Below are 16,139 nucleotides of genomic sequence, written 5' to 3'. Positions count from 1 at the left end.
CTACAAAATTACTTCATTAATGATAGGGATAAAAGAATATCCCGTAAAATTGAAAAGGGACGGTAAATACCGTCCCTTTTTTATATCAAATAATAATTCTATTACTTAACCTCTTCAAAGTCTACATCTTCAACATTATCACCTTCAGAAGCACCACCGTCAGCAGTTGGCTCTCCTTGTGGAGCACCTTGAGCATCTGCTTGTGCTTTGTACATTTCTTCAGATGCAACTTTCCAAGCTTCATTGATTTTATCCAAAGCTGGTGTAATAACAGCCAAGTCTTTAGTTTCATATGCCGCTTTCAATTCTGCTAAAGCATCTTCAATTGGTTTTTTCTTATCGTCAGATAATTTATCGCCAAATTCAGTAAGTTGAGATTCAGTTTGGAAAATCATTCCGTCTGCTTCGTTCAACTTATCAGCAGTTTCTTTCGCTTTTTTATCAGATTCTGCATTTGCTTCAGCCTCAGCTTTCATCTTCTTGATTTCTTCTTCAGTTAAACCAGAAGAAGCTTCAATACGAATATCCTGAGTTTTGTTCGTAGCCTTATCAGTTGCAGATACTTTAATTATACCGTTAGCATCGATATCGAAAGTTACTTCAATTTGTGGAGTACCTCTTTTTGCCGGTGGAATACCATCTAAGTGGAATCTACCAATTGTCTTGTTATCGTTTGCCATTGGTCTTTCTCCTTGCAATACATGAATTTCAACCGATGGTTGGTTATCAGCAGCAGTAGAGAATACCTGAGACTTTTTCGTTGGTATCGTTGTGTTAGCCTCTATTAATTTAGTCATTACACTACCCATAGTTTCAATACCTAATGAAAGAGGTGTAACATCTAATAACAATACATCTTTAACATCACCGGTTAAAACACCACCTTGTATTGCCGCACCAATTGCAACAACCTCATCTGGGTTTACACCTTTAGAAGGTTTCTTACCAAAGAATTTCTCAACAGCTTCTTGTACCGCAGGTATTCTAGTTGAACCACCAACTAGGATAATCTCATCAATATCGCTCTTAGAAAGTCCTGCAGATTTCATGGCAGTCTCACATGGCTCAATAGTTCTTTTTACCAAATCAGCGATCAGTTGCTCAAACTTAGATCTTGTCAAAGTTCTTACCAAGTGCTTAGGTCCTGAAGCCGTAGCGGTAACATATGGCAAGTTAATTTCTGTTTGTGCAGAAGATGACAATTCAATCTTAGCTTTTTCAGCAGCTTCACGTAAACGTTGTAACGCCATTGCATCTTTTCTAAGGTCCATATCTTCTTCAGATTTGAACTCCTCAGCTAACCAATCTATAATTTTTTGATCAACATCATCACCACCTAAGTGAGTATCACCATCAGTAGCCAATACTTCAAATACACCGTCACCTAACTCTAGGATAGATACATCATGTGTACCACCACCAAAGTCAAAAACAACTATCTTCTGATCTGTATCTTTTTTGTCCATACCGTATGCTAAAGAAGCAGACGTTGGCTCGTTAATAATACGTTCTACAGTTAAACCAGCAATTTCACCAGCTTCTTTAGTAGCTTGTCTTTGCGCATCATTAAAATATGCAGGTACGGTAATTACTGCACGAGAAACTTCTTGACCTAAATAATCTTCAGCCGTTTTCTTCATTTTCTGAAGAATCATAGCCGATAATTCTTGTGGAGAATATAAACGACCGTCTATATCAACTCTTGGTGTATCGTTATCACCTTTAACTACTTTATACGGTACTCTTTCAGCCTCTTTACTTGATTCTGAATATTTATTGCCCATAAACCTTTTAATAGAATAAATGGTTTTATGTGGGTTGGTTACCGCTTGCCTTTTGGCCGGGTCCCCTACTTTAATTTCACCTCCATCAACAAAAGCGATGACAGATGGTGTAGTTCTTTTTCCTTCTGCATTTGGAATTACTACTGGCTCATTACCTTCCATTACGGAAACACAGGAGTTGGTAGTACCCAAATCTATTCCTATAATCTTACTCATTTTATATGTTTTAAATTAAGTGCTTTATTTTACAATCGATATGTAAATGACAAACAATATGCCAAGCCACAAAAACTGACATGATGTCACTAAAGTGAATTTACACGGTATAATTATGCCAATACAGAATAGTAAAACATTACCAAAACATTGTACCTTAGCCTACAAAATTTATACGATTTGGAGATAGAAAGCATTAGTGTTTTTGATATGCTAAAAATAGGCGTAGGTCCTTCTAGTTCACATACATTAGGTCCATGGCGCGCTGCCGAAAGGTGGTTGGCCAGATTAAATTCTAAAGACAATCTTGAAAAAGTAGAAGAAGTAGAAGTTCACCTATATGGCTCATTATCTTTGACAGGTAAAGGCCATGCCACTGACTATGCCGTAATGCTAGGTTTATTGGGTACGGACCCTGAAATAATTCCTATTGACACTATCGATCCCTTGATAGATAAAATAAAAAAGGAACATGTGCTACTTTTAGATGGTAAATACAGTATTTCTTTTGACCCTAGCAAACATATTATATTCAACAAAAAATTTCTTCCTTTTCATGCGAACGGATTAAAGTTTCAAGCCAAATTGAAATCGGGCAGAAAAATATCAAAGACTTATTATTCCATTGGAGGCGGATTTGTCATTAGTGAAGAACGCAAAAATGCCAAGCGAAAGGTTGATATGTTTGAAAAGTTTCCGTTTCCTGTTCAAAAGGGAACAGAACTTCTAGATTTTTGCAGAAATAAAAACCTTAAAATTTCAGAACTTGTCCTGGAGAATGAAAGGTCTCTACGGGATGATGTGAAAATTGATCATGAACTAAACCGTATTTGGTCTACCATGCTAGAATGTATGCATACGGGATGCCATACGGAAGGAACTTTACCTGGCGGCTTGCACGTAAAACGCAGGGCTTTTGAAATGCACAATAAGTTAAAGAGTAACCTGCCCTATTCTACCCCCGAAGAATGGTTACAAAGTATTAGACAGACAGAAGTTAAATTTAGGCAAATCTTACAATGGGTAAGTTGTTTTGCACTAAGTGTAAATGAAGTAAACGCATCTTTGGGGCGTGTAGTTACGGCACCAACTAATGGAAGCGCCGGTGTAATACCTGCAGTACTAATGTACTATTTGGTCATTGAAAACCATGCCGGTAATTTTGAGCATGTAAAACAATTTTTACTGGTAGCCGGTGAAATTGGGAGCATCTTTAAAAAAGGAGCCACCATTTCAGCAGCAATGGGTGGCTGCCAAGCTGAAATTGGAGTTTCTTCCGCTATGGCCGCAGGTGCACTTACGGAGTTATTGGGCGGTTCACCAGAGCAAGTACTTATGGCTGCGGAAATTGCCATGGAACATCATTTAGGGCTTACCTGCGACCCAATTGGCGGATTGGTGCAAATACCATGTATTGAACGTAACTCTATGGGTGCCATAAAAGCTATTAACGCGGCCGAACTTGCCCTAGGTTCCGATCCTACAGCCGCCAAGGTACCATTGGACAAGGTTGTACAGACCATGTGGGAAACAGCAAAAGACATGAGCTCAAAATATAAAGAAACCTCTGAAGGCGGATTAGCGGTAGGTGTTTTTCTGAGTGATTGCTAACCATGTTCTATAACAAGCCCCAGTTTATTTAATATTTACATATGCACCTGAATCTTTTATATCCGCAATTATTCAGCTAACTTTAATTTATGAAAAATCTGATTTCTGAAAGGGTAGCCGATTTTGTTAAGAACTACCCTCCGTTTAATGTTCTTGACAGCAAATCTCTCTTTCAGTTGGCAGAACAGGTACTTATCATCTATAAAGAAAAGAACAGTATTATTTTCACTATAGATGAACCTCAGCATTCCCATTTTTATGTGGTTCATAAAGGAGCCGTTACCTTAAACAATCCGTCAACCTCAAATATTGTAGATTACTGTGATGAAGGAGATATTTTCGGTCTACGCCCGCTTTTCGCCAATGAAAATTATAAATTAGAAGCTAGAGCGCATGAAGAGTGCATTCTATATGCAATTCCCATAGATATATTTAAACCGATTGCAAAACAGAACGATCAGGTAACTATATTTCTAATGGAAAGTTTTGCCAGTAACACCCGTAATCCATACGCAAAAAGTCAAAAAGGACAGCTTTACGATAATGAAGATCAAGAAGAGCTCACCGAAGAAATAGCACTGCCAGATTTACAGTTGGCCAGCTACTCAAAGAAATTAGTGACGTGCTCCACAAGAACCACTATTAAAAAGGCTGCCGATATGATGACCAAAAAGAATATTGGATCATTATTGATTACTACTAATGAGTTGCCCGTAGGTATTATAACAGATAAAGATTTTAGAAACAAAGTAATATCTGGAGAACAGCCCATATCGGCTTCTGTGAAATCAATAATGACCACACCGGTCATCACTTACCCAAAAAACCTGACCATTACCCAAGCACAAATGGCTATGATGAAAAGTAACATTAGCCACTTGGTCATCACCGAAGACGGTACGCCAAATTCTTCAGCATTGGGCATCCTGTCCAAGCATGATGTAATGGTTTCTTTAGGTGATAATCCCGCAGTACTGGTAAAAGCAATAAAACGCACCTCTAGAATTAAAAAAATTAAGCAGATACGCAAAAGTGTTATGGTGCTTTTGACCGGCTATTTGGAGCAAAACATTCCGTTGGGATTAATTGCCAAAATCATATCCGAACTAAACGACACGTGTATAAAACAGGTAGTAGAAATTTCTCTTGCCAAAATGGACTCGCCCCCACCCGTTAAATTTGCATGGCTTGCACTGGGAAGCCAAGGCAGAAGCGAGCAACTTTTACATACCGATCAAGACAATGCCTTGGTGTTTGAAAATGTACCGGAAGAAGACCTACCAAAAACAACCACCTATTTTCTTGAACTTTCCAAACATATTACCAAAGGATTGAACACTATTGGTTATGAGTATTGCCCTGCAGATATGATGGCCTCTAACCCTAAATGGTGTTTAAGTCTAGAAGAATGGAAAAATAAGCTATCCTACTGGATCGGCAACCCCGGACCAAACGAAGTATTGATGTCGTCTATTTTTTTTGATTACAGTTTGGCATACGGAGAAAGAAGCCTTTTAGACAACATGTCCGACCATATTTTCAGAACCGTTAAGAACTATCCTATATTTTTAGTGCATTTGGCAAATGGAGCACTTCAAAGTCCGTCTCCCACAGGTTTTTTTAGGCAATTTGTTGTGGAACAGGATGGGCAACATAAAGATTCCTTTGACCTAAAAAGTAGAGCTTTAAGACCCTTGGTAGATGCTGCGCGTGTTTTAATATTATCACATTCGGTTAAGGCAATTAGCAACACTTGGGAACGCTATGAAAAATTAGCGGAACTTGAACCTAACAACAAAGAATTGTACATGGCCTGCTCTTATGCCACAAAAGCTTTATTGAAATTTAGAACAAGACAGGGCTTGGCCAATCATGATTCGGGCAGGTTCATTCAATTGGATCAATTGAGCAAGCAAGAAAAAATGAAATTAAAGCGCACCTTTAAAGCTATTAAAGAGATACAGGAATTAATTACTCTTCGTTTTAAGATCACAAATATTTTAGGCTAATGGGATTATTTAAAAGAACACCTAAAAACCTACCCGCTTTTTGGAAAAACTATGAGAATCTTTTTAAGGAAACACAAAGTAAAAATTTCAAGGAATTAATTTTTGTTGTCTTGGATACAGAAACTACGGGATTTAGTTTTAAAGACGATCGTATACTCTCAATTGGCGCCGTAAAAATCAAAGATGGGACCATCTCGGTTCAAGAAGTTTTCGACAGCTATTTAGAACAAGAAAAATTCAGTAAAGAAACGGTGCACATTCACGGTCTATTAAAAAATGGACAACGAGAATGTATCAATGAAATTTTGGCTCTTGAAAAGTTTTTGGCCTACGTTGGCAACGCCATTATTGTAGCACACCATGCAGGTTTTGATATAGGCATGCTAAATAGCGCTCTAGAGAGACATGGTTTACCTAAATTAAAGAATACGGTACTTGATACCGGAGTCATTTATAAAAAAACGCTCATAAAATCTTACTTGGTACAACCAAAACCAAATTACACCTTGGACGAACTTGCCGAAAAATTCTCTATTTCCAGAAAAGATAGGCACACAGCACTAGGCGACGCCTACATAACAGCCGTCGCCTTTTTAAAAATTACCTCTCGGTTAAAAGAAAAGAAAAACTTTTCCCTCAAATATTTGCTTAGATAAACTTAAAGGCTTTCCAAATAATTTAAAACATTTCTATTGATCCGGTCGTGTATATGTGTAGTATCGGCTTTTACAAAAGTTTCGCCGGTAATGTGTTCGTAAAGCTCAATGTAACGTTCAGATACGGATTCAATATATTCATCGGACATTTCAGGAACGGTTTGTCCTTCTAGACCTTGAAAACCATTTGAAATAAGCCATTGCCTTACAAACTCCTTAGAAAGTTGTTTTTGAGGTTCATTGGCATCTTGTCTTTGCTGATATCCTTCTGAATAAAAATATCTAGAAGAATCCGGGGTATGTATCTCATCTATCAAAACAATTTCACCATCTTTTGTCTTTCCGAATTCATATTTGGTATCCACCAGTATCAAGCCCCTTTCGGCAGCGATTTCCGTTCCTCTTTGAAAAAGCGCATAAGTATACTTTTCTAGCAGCGCATAATCCTCTGCAGAAATTATGCCTTTACCAAGAATATCCTCTTTCGAAATATCCTCATCATGATCACCCATTTCCGCTTTGGTGGCAGGAGTAATAATTGGTTTTGGAAATTTATCGTTCTCTTTCAGTCCATCGGGCATAGCAACACCACATAACGATCTTTTTCCAAGTTTATATTCTCTAGCGGCATGACCAGATAAATAGCCACGTATTACCATTTCAATTTTAAATGGCTCGCAAGCAACACCAACGGCAACATTGGGATCAGGTGTTGCCGATAACCAATTAGGCACGATATCGTCGGTAGAAGCCATCATTTGGGTCGCGATCTGATTTAGAATCTGTCCTTTATAAGGTATTCCCTTAGGCATTACCACATCAAACGCAGACAACCGATCGGTTGCCACCATGACCAACATATCGTTCTCTAAAGTATACACAGATCTTACTTTGCCCTTATAGACGTTCTTTTGACCCGGAAAATTAAATTCGGTTTCGTAAATAGTTTTCTTTGACATGTTAATTCTTAATTGTGGTGTTCTATTGTTTTGTATGCTTCAATAACCTTTTTAACCAGTTTATGACGAATTACATCTTTATCGTCTAGATAAATAATCTCTATACCTGGTACATTTTGTAAAATTAGCAAAGCTTCTTTTAAACCGGAAATTGTTCTTCTAGGTAAATCTATTTGCCCGGGATCACCGGTAATTAAAAATCTGGCGTTTCTACCCATTCTTGTCAAGAACATTTTCATCTGTGCATGGGTAGTATTCTGTGCCTCATCTAAAATTACAAAGGCATTATCTAAAGTTCTACCGCGCATAAATGCCATTGGTGCTATCTGTATGGTACCATTTTCAATATAATGTACCAACTTCTCCGCAGGAATCATATCCCTTAGGGCATCATACAATGGTTGCATATAAGGGTCAAGCTTCTCTTTAAGGTCACCCGGTAAAAAACCTAGATTTTCACCAGCTTCAACGGCAGGCCTGGTCAATATAATTTTTTTAACCTGTTTTTCTTTTAAGGCCTTAACGGCAAGCGCAACACCTGTGTAGGTCTTACCGGTACCGGCCGGACCAATGGCAAAAACCATATCGTTCTTTTTAGAGGCATCTACCAAACGACGTTGGTTTGCAGTCTGTGCTTTTATTAACCTGCCGCTTACACCATGAACCAATGTTTCTCCGCTATTCTTAGATGATTTAAGCTCATCATCTTCAGAACTTGTCAACACTCTTTCTATGCTGTTTTCGTCTAATTTGTTGTATTTAATGAAATGTTGCGTCAGCAAATCGAACCGCCTTTCAAACTCTTCCAAAAGTTCTTCATCCCCAAAGGCTTTGATCTTGTTGCCACGGGCAACAATTTTCAATTTAGGAAAGTATTTTTTTAATAAATCAATATGCTCATTTTGCTGCCCAAAAAACTCTCTTGGGCTAATTTCGGTAAGTTCTAGAATTATCTCGTTCAAACAGTCGGTTTTATAATGATTTATAGTTAGCGAAGATTAGTTTCTAATCGCTGTTTTTTGTTTAATTTTGTATATCAAATTTAAGCAAATTTTAAATTCGACTAACCAAAAACATATCAACATTGCTGTATGGCAATTATCACCCTCACAACAGATTTCGGATTAAAAGATCACTTTGTAGCTGTTTTAAAAGGCTCCATATACACAGAATTGCCCGATGCCAAAATTGTTGATATATCGCATGATATCATGCCTTTTAACATTCAAGAGTGTGCATATATTCTTTCTAACTCTTACAACAGTTTTCCTAAAGGAACTATTCATATTGTAGGTGTAGATTCTGAAGAAACACCAGAAAACAAGCACATTGTCGCTCTAATCAACGGACACTATTTTATTGGTGCAAACACTGGTGTCATTGGGCTCATCACTTCTGAAATGACTCCTGAAAAAGTATTTGAAATAAATTTACCTGATTCTATTGCCAACTCATTTCCCGTCTTAAATGTTTTTATACAAGTTGCCTGCCATATAGCTCGTGGAGGCACATTGGAATTAGTAGGCAAACCTTTTACCGAACTTAACGATTTAAGAGAATTTGCTCCTAGAATTGTAGAAGACGGCAAAAAAATTATTGGTAGCGTTATCTATATTGATAACTATGGAAATGTAATTACCAATATTCGTAAAAATTTGTTCGATGCCTACAGAAAAGGCAGGGACTATACCGTTTTGGCACGAAATCATAAAATAACAAAGATTCATAGAGCTTATAATGAATTTATAGATTACAGTCTAGAAAAGAACCAGCGCAAAAGTGCAGGTGACCTTTTGGCAATATTTAATTCATCCAATTATATTGAATTGGCCATTTACAAAAGTAATCTTACCACAGTAGGTGGTGCTTCTACATTATTAGGTTTAGATTATAGGGATACTATAATGATAGATTTTGAATAATAAAGCAAATATGATCACCTGAGAATTTAGGCTTATTTTTAAATTAATTAAGATCGGCAAAAGTTAATAACTAATAGACAAACACAATTATTATCATGTTAACTTATTAATAACTAGAAATATACACTACCTTGAGCAATAACAAACTGTTAATAAGTTTGTTTCCTTAAAAAGGGCAATTAAAATATCTTTGTTGGTAACGAAAACTGCCAACTAAAAAGGAGTTTAAACCTATTTCCCTTGAGAATTTCAGGAGAAATATCAATAAAAATTAAAGAATGAAATTTATAGTTTCAAGTACCTATTTGCTAAAACAACTTCAAATATTAGGAGGTGTAATCAACAACAGTAATACATTACCCATATTGGATAATTTTCTGTTCGATTTGCAGAAGGACAAACTGACCGTCTCAGCTTCCGATTTGGAAACCACTATGAGTTCAGTTATAAAAGTAGATTCTGACAACGAAGGTACTATAGCTGTACCGGCAAGATTGCTTTTAGAAACTTTAAAAACTTTTCCAGAACAACCTCTTACTTTTGTAGTAGAGGATAACAATACAGTAGAAATTAGCTCTAACCATGGTAAATATGCCCTTGCATATGCCGATGGAGCCGAATTTCCTAAAGCTGTAGAATTGACGAGTCCAAGTTCTACGACCTTGCTTGGCGATATCTTGGCAACGGCGATCAACAAAACAATTTTTGCTGCAGGAAATGACGATTTAAGACCTGTAATGAGCGGAGTTTTCTTTCAATTTTCTCCAGAGAACTTAACGTTTGTTGCTACAGACGCACATAAACTGGTTAAATATCAACGTACAGATGTTAGGGCTTCTCAGGTAGCGGAATTTATCATGCCTAAAAAACCTTTGACTTTGTTAAAAGGTATATTGGCAGGTAGCGAGTCTGATGTTCTTATTGAGTATAATGAAAGTAATGCGAAGTTTAGCTTTGACGAAACCGAACTGATCTGTAGACTTATTGATGGTAAATACCCAAATTACGAAGCGGTTATACCAAAAGAGAACCCTAACAAACTTACGATCGCTAGAAATCAGTTTTTAAGTTCAGTTAAAAGGGTTTCTATTTTCTCAAATAAGACGACACACCAGATACGTTTAAAAATAGCCGGGGCAGAATTGAATATTTCTGCAGAAGATCTAGATTACTCTAACAAGGCGGAAGAAAGGTTAACGTGTTCTTACCAAGGTGATGACATGCAAATTGGTTTTAACTCTAGATTCTTAACTGAAATGCTGAACAATTTAGGTTCAGATGAGGTCTCTTTAGAAATGAGTTTACCAAACCGTGCAGGTATTTTGACCCCAACAGATGGCTTAGACGAGGGTGAATTTGTAACCATGCTGGTAATGCCCGTAATGCTTAACGGTTAATACCAAATACTTATATACTAAAAAAGGGTCAGCTAAAAAACTGACCCTTTTTTTATTTTAAAATCTAATTAAGATATGAATCTTATAGTGCCAAAATAACTTGGTGACTCTCCATTACTAGCTTTTATAGCATTGACGGCCGGCATAACAATTGACAAAATACCTGCAAAGATCAATAACAATATTCCAAGCCCAAATAACAATATACCTGGAATACCAATTACCAAGTACAATATTAAAGATAACTGAAAATTGATAACAGATTTGCCATGCTCATCCATACCTATAACTGAATCTTTGGTAGTTAGCCAAATAACTAGCGGAACTATAAGTCCGCCAAAACCTGTTATAAAATCTAAATACTGAGACAAATGTGTAATGACCAACAAATTACGGTCTTCACGAACAACTACTGCGTTTTTATTTACTAGTTCCATTTTTGATTGATTTAATGATGAATACTATAAATATGACGCACAAACGCTCAATTTGTTACAAATTTTAGGAAAATTATAGTTTTCTGTTCAACTTTTTAAGTTTTTCTTGCTCTTTCATAATCTTCATTTGACTCTTAGCGATCTTATCTTCTTTTTTCTGAATATCAACCGGAGACAATGTGCCTTTTACCCTCCCTTTTTCTAGCTGTCCTTTTAACTTCTCAATTTGTTTCTCTGAACTAGAAATAGATTTCTCTTTTGCCTTAATTTGTTTTTTTAGCTTCTCTTCTTTCTTTTTTGCGGCATCTTTTTTCTTTTGTTCAGCAGCTTCCTTTTTTGCTTTTTTAGCTTCGGCTTTAGCATCCTCAACATCTTTCTTCACCTGCTCCAAATCGTTATCATAATTTACCGAAACTTCCTCAGATGTTTCAGGGGCATTATCTTGGGCAACGGCTATAGCACCAACAAACATGAACGCCAACAATAGAATTACTTTTTTCATATTTAATATACATTTTATTGCATGCGAAATTAATACATAATTATATACCGAAAATAAAATCGCAATAAATTAAGAAAACTACAACAGTAATAATTGATTATTTTTGCAGCATGATTCAAACAGACACTATTATAGCATTAGCAACACCGGCAGGCGCAGGAGCTATTGCGGTTATTAGGCTTTCAGGTGCAGATGCAATTACCATCGCCTCTAAACAATTTGAATCAGTTTCCGGTAAGATTTTAAAAAATCAAAAAAGCCATACCATACATTTAGGCTATATTAAGGATGGTGAAAATGTTTTGGACCAAGCACTTGTTTCAATTTTTAAAAATCCGCATTCTTATACTGGGGAGAACGTCATAGAAATATCCTGTCATGGCTCTCCTTATATTCAACAACAAATTATTCAATTGTTTCTTAGAAACGGTTGTAGAACGGCAGATGCTGGCGAATTTACATTAAGGGCCTTTTTAAACGGTAAGATGGATTTAAGCCAGGCGGAAGCTGTTGCCGATTTAATTTCGAGTGATAATGAGGCCAGTCATCAAATTGCAGTTCAACAAATGCGCGGCGGATTCAGTAACGAGATAAAGCAGCTACGTACAGAATTGTTGAATTTTGCTTCTTTGATTGAATTGGAACTCGATTTTTCCGAAGAAGATGTAGAGTTTGCCGATCGCTCCGCATTTAAGGATCTACTGACCCGTATTCAAAAAGTTCTACAAAGCTTAATAGATTCCTTTGCCGTAGGAAATGTTATTAAAAATGGAATACCAGTTGCCATCGTTGGTGAACCAAACGTAGGTAAATCTACTCTTTTAAATGCCTTTTTAAATGAAGAACGTGCTTTGGTATCAGATATAGCAGGAACTACCAGAGATACTATAGAAGACGAAATTTCCATAGGAGGTATAGGATTTAGATTTATTGATACCGCCGGAATTCGAGAAACCGAAGATATTGTTGAAGGTATGGGTATTAAAAAAACCTTTGAAAAAATAGAACAGGCACAAGTTATTCTATTACTTGTTGATGGATCAAAGCTTTTGGCGGATGACCAAAAGTTAAAAAACACGGTTATAGATTTTGAAAAAATAAAGAACAAGAATCCTTTAAAACCTTTAGTTCTACTAGTTAATAAAGCCGATACCCTTTCCGAAGACGATAAAAATAAAATAGGCACCTATTTAAATGATGTAAAATACCTTTCTGCAAAAACAGGTGAAGGTGTAAAAGATTTACAAAATAGCCTTCTAGAATTTGTAAATACCGGTGCATTACGAAATAACGAAACCATAGTTACCAACACACGCCACTACGACTCTTTGTTAAAAGCATTAGAAGAGATAGAAAAAGTGCAATTTGGAATGAATGCAGAACTTTCTAGCGACTTAATGGCAATTGATGTTCGTGAAGCACTTTACCATTTAGGGGAAATTACCGGGCAAGTAACCAATGACGAATTGTTGGGAAATATATTTGCTAATTTTTGTATCGGCAAATAAAATATCAATACTATAGATCAACCATGTATGGTTTCATCCTTACCGTAATTCTGAATTACTTTTGCTTCAAATTCAACTAACTCTTGCCAACGTTTATCTACATCAACATCTTGACCATATTTACGGGCAAAACCAATAAATGTGGTATAATGACCCGCTTCGCTAATCATTAAATCTCGATAAAATTCAGCTAATTCAGGGTCTTTAATTTGTTCTGAAAGTAATTTAAAGCGTTCGCAACTTCTTGCCTCTATCATAGCAGAAAATAACAGCCTATCTACCATAGACTGCAATCGGCTTCCTCCTTTATTCATAAACTTATACAACTCGTTCACGTAACTGTCCTTACGCTCTCTACCCAATGTATAGCCCCTTTCTTTGATTATATTATGAACCATTTGAAAATGCACTAATTCTTCTTGAGCTAGAAGAAGCAGATCAGTCACCAAATCAGGATATTCAGAATTAAGCGTAATTATAGTAATGGCATTGGTTGCCGCTTTCTGTTCACACCATGCATGATCAGTTAAAATCTCTTCAAGATTTTTCTCAACAATATTGACCCAGCGCGGATCAGTAGCAAGTTTTAAATGCAGCATGATATTCATTTTATGTAAAAGTAGGTGTCAGTTAAGAGACTACAACAAACAATGTGATTTTAATTTTTGAAAACATCATATCAGTAGCAACTTATAAACCTTAAAATAGCTACATATTTCTACGATACTGTCCTCCTACTTCAAACATAGCATGTGTAATTTGCCCTAAAGAACAGTATTTAGCTGTTTCCATTAATTGCTCAAAAGTATTTTCATTCTTTAGAGCAACATCTTGTAATTTTTTTAATGACGCATCTGCAATTACAGCGTTTCTTTCCTGTAATTCTTCAAGATTACTGATCTGAACCTTCTTCTCATTTTCTGTTGCGCGAATAACTTCATCAGGTATTACGGTAGGTGAACCTTTTGAAGACAAAAATGTATTTACCCCAATAATAGGCAATTCACCCGTATGCTTTTTAGTTTCGTAATAAAGACTCTCTTCTTGAATTTTACTACGTTGGTACATACTTTCCATTGCCCCAAGAACTCCACCACGGTCGGTAATTCTATCAAACTCAACCATAACGGCTTCTTCCACCAAATCGGTCAGTTCTTCCGTTATAAAAGAACCCTGCATAGGATTCTCATTTTTAGCCAACCCAAGCTCTTTATTAATTATTAATTGTATTGCCATCGCTCTTCGTACAGAATGCTCCGTAGGTGTGGTAATTGCCTCGTCATAAGCATTGGTATGCAAAGAATTACAATTATCATAAATAGCGTAAAGTGCTTGTAACGTAGTTCTAATATCATTAAAATCTATCTCCTGGGCATGTAAAGAGCGACCAGATGTTTGAATATGGTATTTCAATTTTTGTGATCGTTCATTACCCCCATATTTCAACTTAATGGCTTTTGCCCAAATTCTACGTGCCACTCTACCGATTACAGCATATTCAGGATCAAGTCCGTTACTAAAGAAAAAAGATAGATTTGGCGCAAAATCATCAATGTGCATACCTCTAGAAATATAGTATTCTACAAAAGTAAAGCCATTTGCAAGCGTAAAAGCCAACTGACTAATAGGGTTTGCACCAGCTTCTGCAATATGATATCCAGAAATGGAGACCGAATAAAAATTACGCACTTTTTGATCAATAAAATACTGTTGTACATCACCCATTAAACGTAATGAAAATTCAGTTGAAAAAATACAGGTATTTTGTGCTTGGTCTTCTTTTAAAATATCCGCTTGTACCGTACCTCTAACCTTAGACAATGCTGCCGACTTTAATTCTTCATAGATATCAGCTTTTAATACTTGATCACCGGTCACACCCAAAAGCAATAGACCAAGACCATCATTACCCTCTGGCAGTTCTCCAGAATAGGTAGGACGCTTAGCTCCTAATTTATTATAAATAGCGTCAATTTTTCTATTTACTTCATTTTCTAATCCATTGGCCTTAATATATTTTTCACATTGCTGATCAATAGCTGCGTTCATGAAAAATGCCGCTATAGTAGCTGCAGGTCCGTTAATGGTCATGGAAACAGAAGTTGTGGGCGCACATAGATCAAAACCTGAATACAATTTTTTAGCATCGTCCAAACAGCAAATACTTACACCAGAATTACCAATTTTACCATAAATATCAGGACGATTTCCAGGGTCTTCGCCATATAAGGTTACGGAATCAAATGCCGTAGACAGCCTAGCTGCAGGCAAACCTTTAGAAACGTAATGAAAACGCTTATTCGTTCTTTCAGGTCCGCCTTCCCCTGCAAACATTCGGGTTGGATCCTCCCCTTGTCTTTTAAAAGGAAAAACGCCTGATGTAAAAGGAAACTCACCAGGTACATTTTCCTGTAAAGACCATTTTAGGATATCTCCCCAACCTTCATATTTTGGTAAGATTACTTTTGGTATTTGTGTCTGGGATAAAGATTTTGTCGTAGTTGCTACCTTCACCTCTTTACCTCTTACTATATAGGTGAAAAATTCTCCTTCATAATTAGCCTTCTTCTCATGCCATTCATCAATAATTTTTTGATTGTGTGGGTCAAGGTCTAATCGTAGTTCTTCCTTCGCAGCTTCAATAGCTATTAATACATCATCTTTGTCTTTTAGTATTTCAGCTGATTCTTTAAGGCTAAATAACTTTTGGGCAATAGCTTTTTGATCTTCGGTCCTTTCATTATAATCTCGGATAGTATCGGTTATTTCAGAAAGATACCTGGTACGCTTTGGCGGGATGATATAGATTTTCTCGGACATTTCTCTTGAACTTTGAAAACTAGACCTAAGATCTTCCGCTCCCGTTTTGTTCACCAAAGTATCTATAACGGCCCTATACAATTGGTTCATGCCCGGGTCATTAAATTGAGAAGCAATGGTGCCGTAAGCCGGAAGTTCTTCTAAGGCTGTATCCCATAACTGATGGTTTCGCTGGTACTGTTTTTTTACATCTCGTAAAGCATCTAAGGCTCCGCGTTTGTCAAACTTGTTAAGTGCTATCAAATCAGCAAAATCAAGCATGTCAATTTTTTCCAATTGCGTGGCAGCTCCATATTCCGGAGTCATAACATATAAAGA

General features: G+C 36.6%; 13 protein-coding genes. 6 read left to right on the top strand and 7 right to left on the bottom strand.

Annotated elements, in window-relative coordinates:
* Positions 1 to 101: 101 nt before the first annotated feature.
* Entirely contained in the window at positions 102 to 2,000 is a 1,899-nt protein-coding gene (gene dnaK, locus QZ657_RS02880) for a molecular chaperone DnaK (RefSeq protein WP_276473046.1), read from the bottom strand.
* A 186-nt stretch (positions 2,001 to 2,186) separates the two neighbouring features.
* On the opposite strand from dnaK, the gene QZ657_RS02875 reads away from it, so the two are divergent.
* The 3 genes from QZ657_RS02875 (at position 2,187) to QZ657_RS02865 (ending at position 6,276) form a co-directional block, all read left to right on the top strand.
* Positions 2,187 to 3,611 carry an L-serine ammonia-lyase gene (locus tag QZ657_RS02875; RefSeq protein WP_291964974.1) on the top strand — a complete coding sequence of 475 codons (1,425 nt, stop codon included), beginning with the start codon at positions 2,187 to 2,189 and terminating at the stop codon, positions 3,609 to 3,611.
* An 89-nt stretch (positions 3,612 to 3,700) separates the two neighbouring features.
* Positions 3,701 to 5,620 (top strand): DUF294 nucleotidyltransferase-like domain-containing protein, encoded by a 1,920-nt coding sequence (locus QZ657_RS02870; RefSeq protein ID WP_291964862.1) that lies wholly within the window; start codon positions 3,701 to 3,703, stop codon positions 5,618 to 5,620.
* Entirely contained in the window at positions 5,620 to 6,276 is a 657-nt protein-coding gene (locus QZ657_RS02865) for a PolC-type DNA polymerase III (protein WP_291964860.1), read from the top strand. Before QZ657_RS02870 ends, QZ657_RS02865 begins: the two co-directional genes overlap by 1 nt.
* A 2-nt stretch (positions 6,277 to 6,278) precedes the next feature.
* Here the strand turns inward: QZ657_RS02865 and QZ657_RS02860 are convergent, their stop codons facing one another.
* On the bottom strand, positions 6,279 to 7,235 hold the full coding sequence (locus QZ657_RS02860) for a phosphoribosylaminoimidazolesuccinocarboxamide synthase (RefSeq protein WP_291964858.1): 957 nt from the start codon (positions 7,233 to 7,235) through the stop codon (positions 6,279 to 6,281).
* Between the two features lie 8 nt (positions 7,236 to 7,243).
* Complete coding sequence (locus tag QZ657_RS02855; protein ID WP_291964856.1) at positions 7,244 to 8,197, bottom strand: PhoH family protein; 954 nt, start codon at positions 8,195 to 8,197, stop codon at positions 7,244 to 7,246.
* 129 nt (positions 8,198 to 8,326) lie between these two features.
* Between QZ657_RS02855 and QZ657_RS02850 the strand changes: the two genes are divergently transcribed.
* Entirely contained in the window at positions 8,327 to 9,157 is an 831-nt protein-coding gene (locus tag QZ657_RS02850; protein WP_276473051.1) for an S-adenosyl-l-methionine hydroxide adenosyltransferase family protein, read from the top strand.
* A 278-nt stretch (positions 9,158 to 9,435) separates the two neighbouring features.
* Positions 9,436 to 10,554: a DNA polymerase III subunit beta gene (gene dnaN / locus QZ657_RS02845; protein ID WP_276473052.1), complete on the top strand. Its 1,119-nt coding sequence runs from the start codon at positions 9,436 to 9,438 to the stop codon at positions 10,552 to 10,554.
* Between the two features lie 68 nt (positions 10,555 to 10,622).
* Here dnaN and QZ657_RS02840 read toward each other — a convergent pair whose 3' ends face one another.
* A complete protein-coding gene (locus QZ657_RS02840; RefSeq protein WP_276473053.1) occupies positions 10,623 to 10,991 on the bottom strand; it encodes a DUF4870 domain-containing protein in 369 nt (122 codons plus the stop codon).
* Between the two features lie 73 nt (positions 10,992 to 11,064).
* On the bottom strand, positions 11,065 to 11,493 hold the full coding sequence (locus QZ657_RS02835) for a hypothetical protein (protein ID WP_291964853.1): 429 nt from the start codon (positions 11,491 to 11,493) through the stop codon (positions 11,065 to 11,067).
* Positions 11,494 to 11,603: 110 nt separating this feature from the next.
* Between QZ657_RS02835 and mnmE the strand changes: the two genes are divergently transcribed.
* On the top strand, positions 11,604 to 13,001 hold the full coding sequence (mnmE, locus tag QZ657_RS02830) for a tRNA uridine-5-carboxymethylaminomethyl(34) synthesis GTPase MnmE (RefSeq protein WP_291964852.1): 1,398 nt from the start codon (positions 11,604 to 11,606) through the stop codon (positions 12,999 to 13,001).
* A gap of 17 nt (positions 13,002 to 13,018) precedes the next feature.
* Here mnmE and QZ657_RS02825 read toward each other — a convergent pair whose 3' ends face one another.
* Positions 13,019 to 13,600, bottom strand: coding sequence for a tRNA-(ms[2]io[6]A)-hydroxylase (locus tag QZ657_RS02825; protein ID WP_291963574.1), 582 nt, complete (start codon positions 13,598 to 13,600; stop codon positions 13,019 to 13,021).
* 109 nt (positions 13,601 to 13,709) lie between these two features.
* The coding region (locus QZ657_RS02820) for a methylmalonyl-CoA mutase family protein (RefSeq protein ID WP_291964850.1) at positions 13,710 to 16,139 on the bottom strand (2,430 nt) is incomplete at its 5' end.

Source organism: Maribacter sp. (genome assembly GCA_020629415.1).
GTDB lineage: Bacteria > Bacteroidota > Bacteroidia > Flavobacteriales > Flavobacteriaceae > Maribacter > Maribacter huludaoensis.
Note: the sequence above shows the minus strand (reverse complement) of the source record. Positions and strands in the feature narration are given on the sequence as shown.

Bases quoted from the DNA above. Each gene is read 5' to 3' on its own strand.
- QZ657_RS02850 (WP_276473051.1), top strand. From the start codon at position 8,327: ATGGCAATTATCACCCTCACAACAGATTTCGGATTAAAAGATCACTTT.
- QZ657_RS02840 (WP_276473053.1), bottom strand. From the start codon at position 10,991: ATGGAACTAGTAAATAAAAACGCAGTAGTTGTTCGTGAAGACCGTAAT.
- mnmE (WP_291964852.1), top strand. From the start codon at position 11,604: ATGATTCAAACAGACACTATTATAGCATTAGCAACACCGGCAGGCGCA.
- QZ657_RS02870 (WP_291964862.1), top strand. From the start codon at position 3,701: ATGAAAAATCTGATTTCTGAAAGGGTAGCCGATTTTGTTAAGAACTAC.
- QZ657_RS02825 (WP_291963574.1), bottom strand. From the start codon at position 13,600: ATGCTGCATTTAAAACTTGCTACTGATCCGCGCTGGGTCAATATTGTT.
- QZ657_RS02860 (WP_291964858.1), bottom strand. From the start codon at position 7,235: ATGTCAAAGAAAACTATTTACGAAACCGAATTTAATTTTCCGGGTCAA.
- QZ657_RS02865 (WP_291964860.1), top strand. From the start codon at position 5,620: ATGGGATTATTTAAAAGAACACCTAAAAACCTACCCGCTTTTTGGAAA.
- dnaN (WP_276473052.1), top strand. From the start codon at position 9,436: ATGAAATTTATAGTTTCAAGTACCTATTTGCTAAAACAACTTCAAATA.
- QZ657_RS02835 (WP_291964853.1), bottom strand. From the start codon at position 11,493: ATGAAAAAAGTAATTCTATTGTTGGCGTTCATGTTTGTTGGTGCTATA.
- dnaK (WP_276473046.1), bottom strand. From the start codon at position 2,000: ATGAGTAAGATTATAGGAATAGATTTGGGTACTACCAACTCCTGTGTT.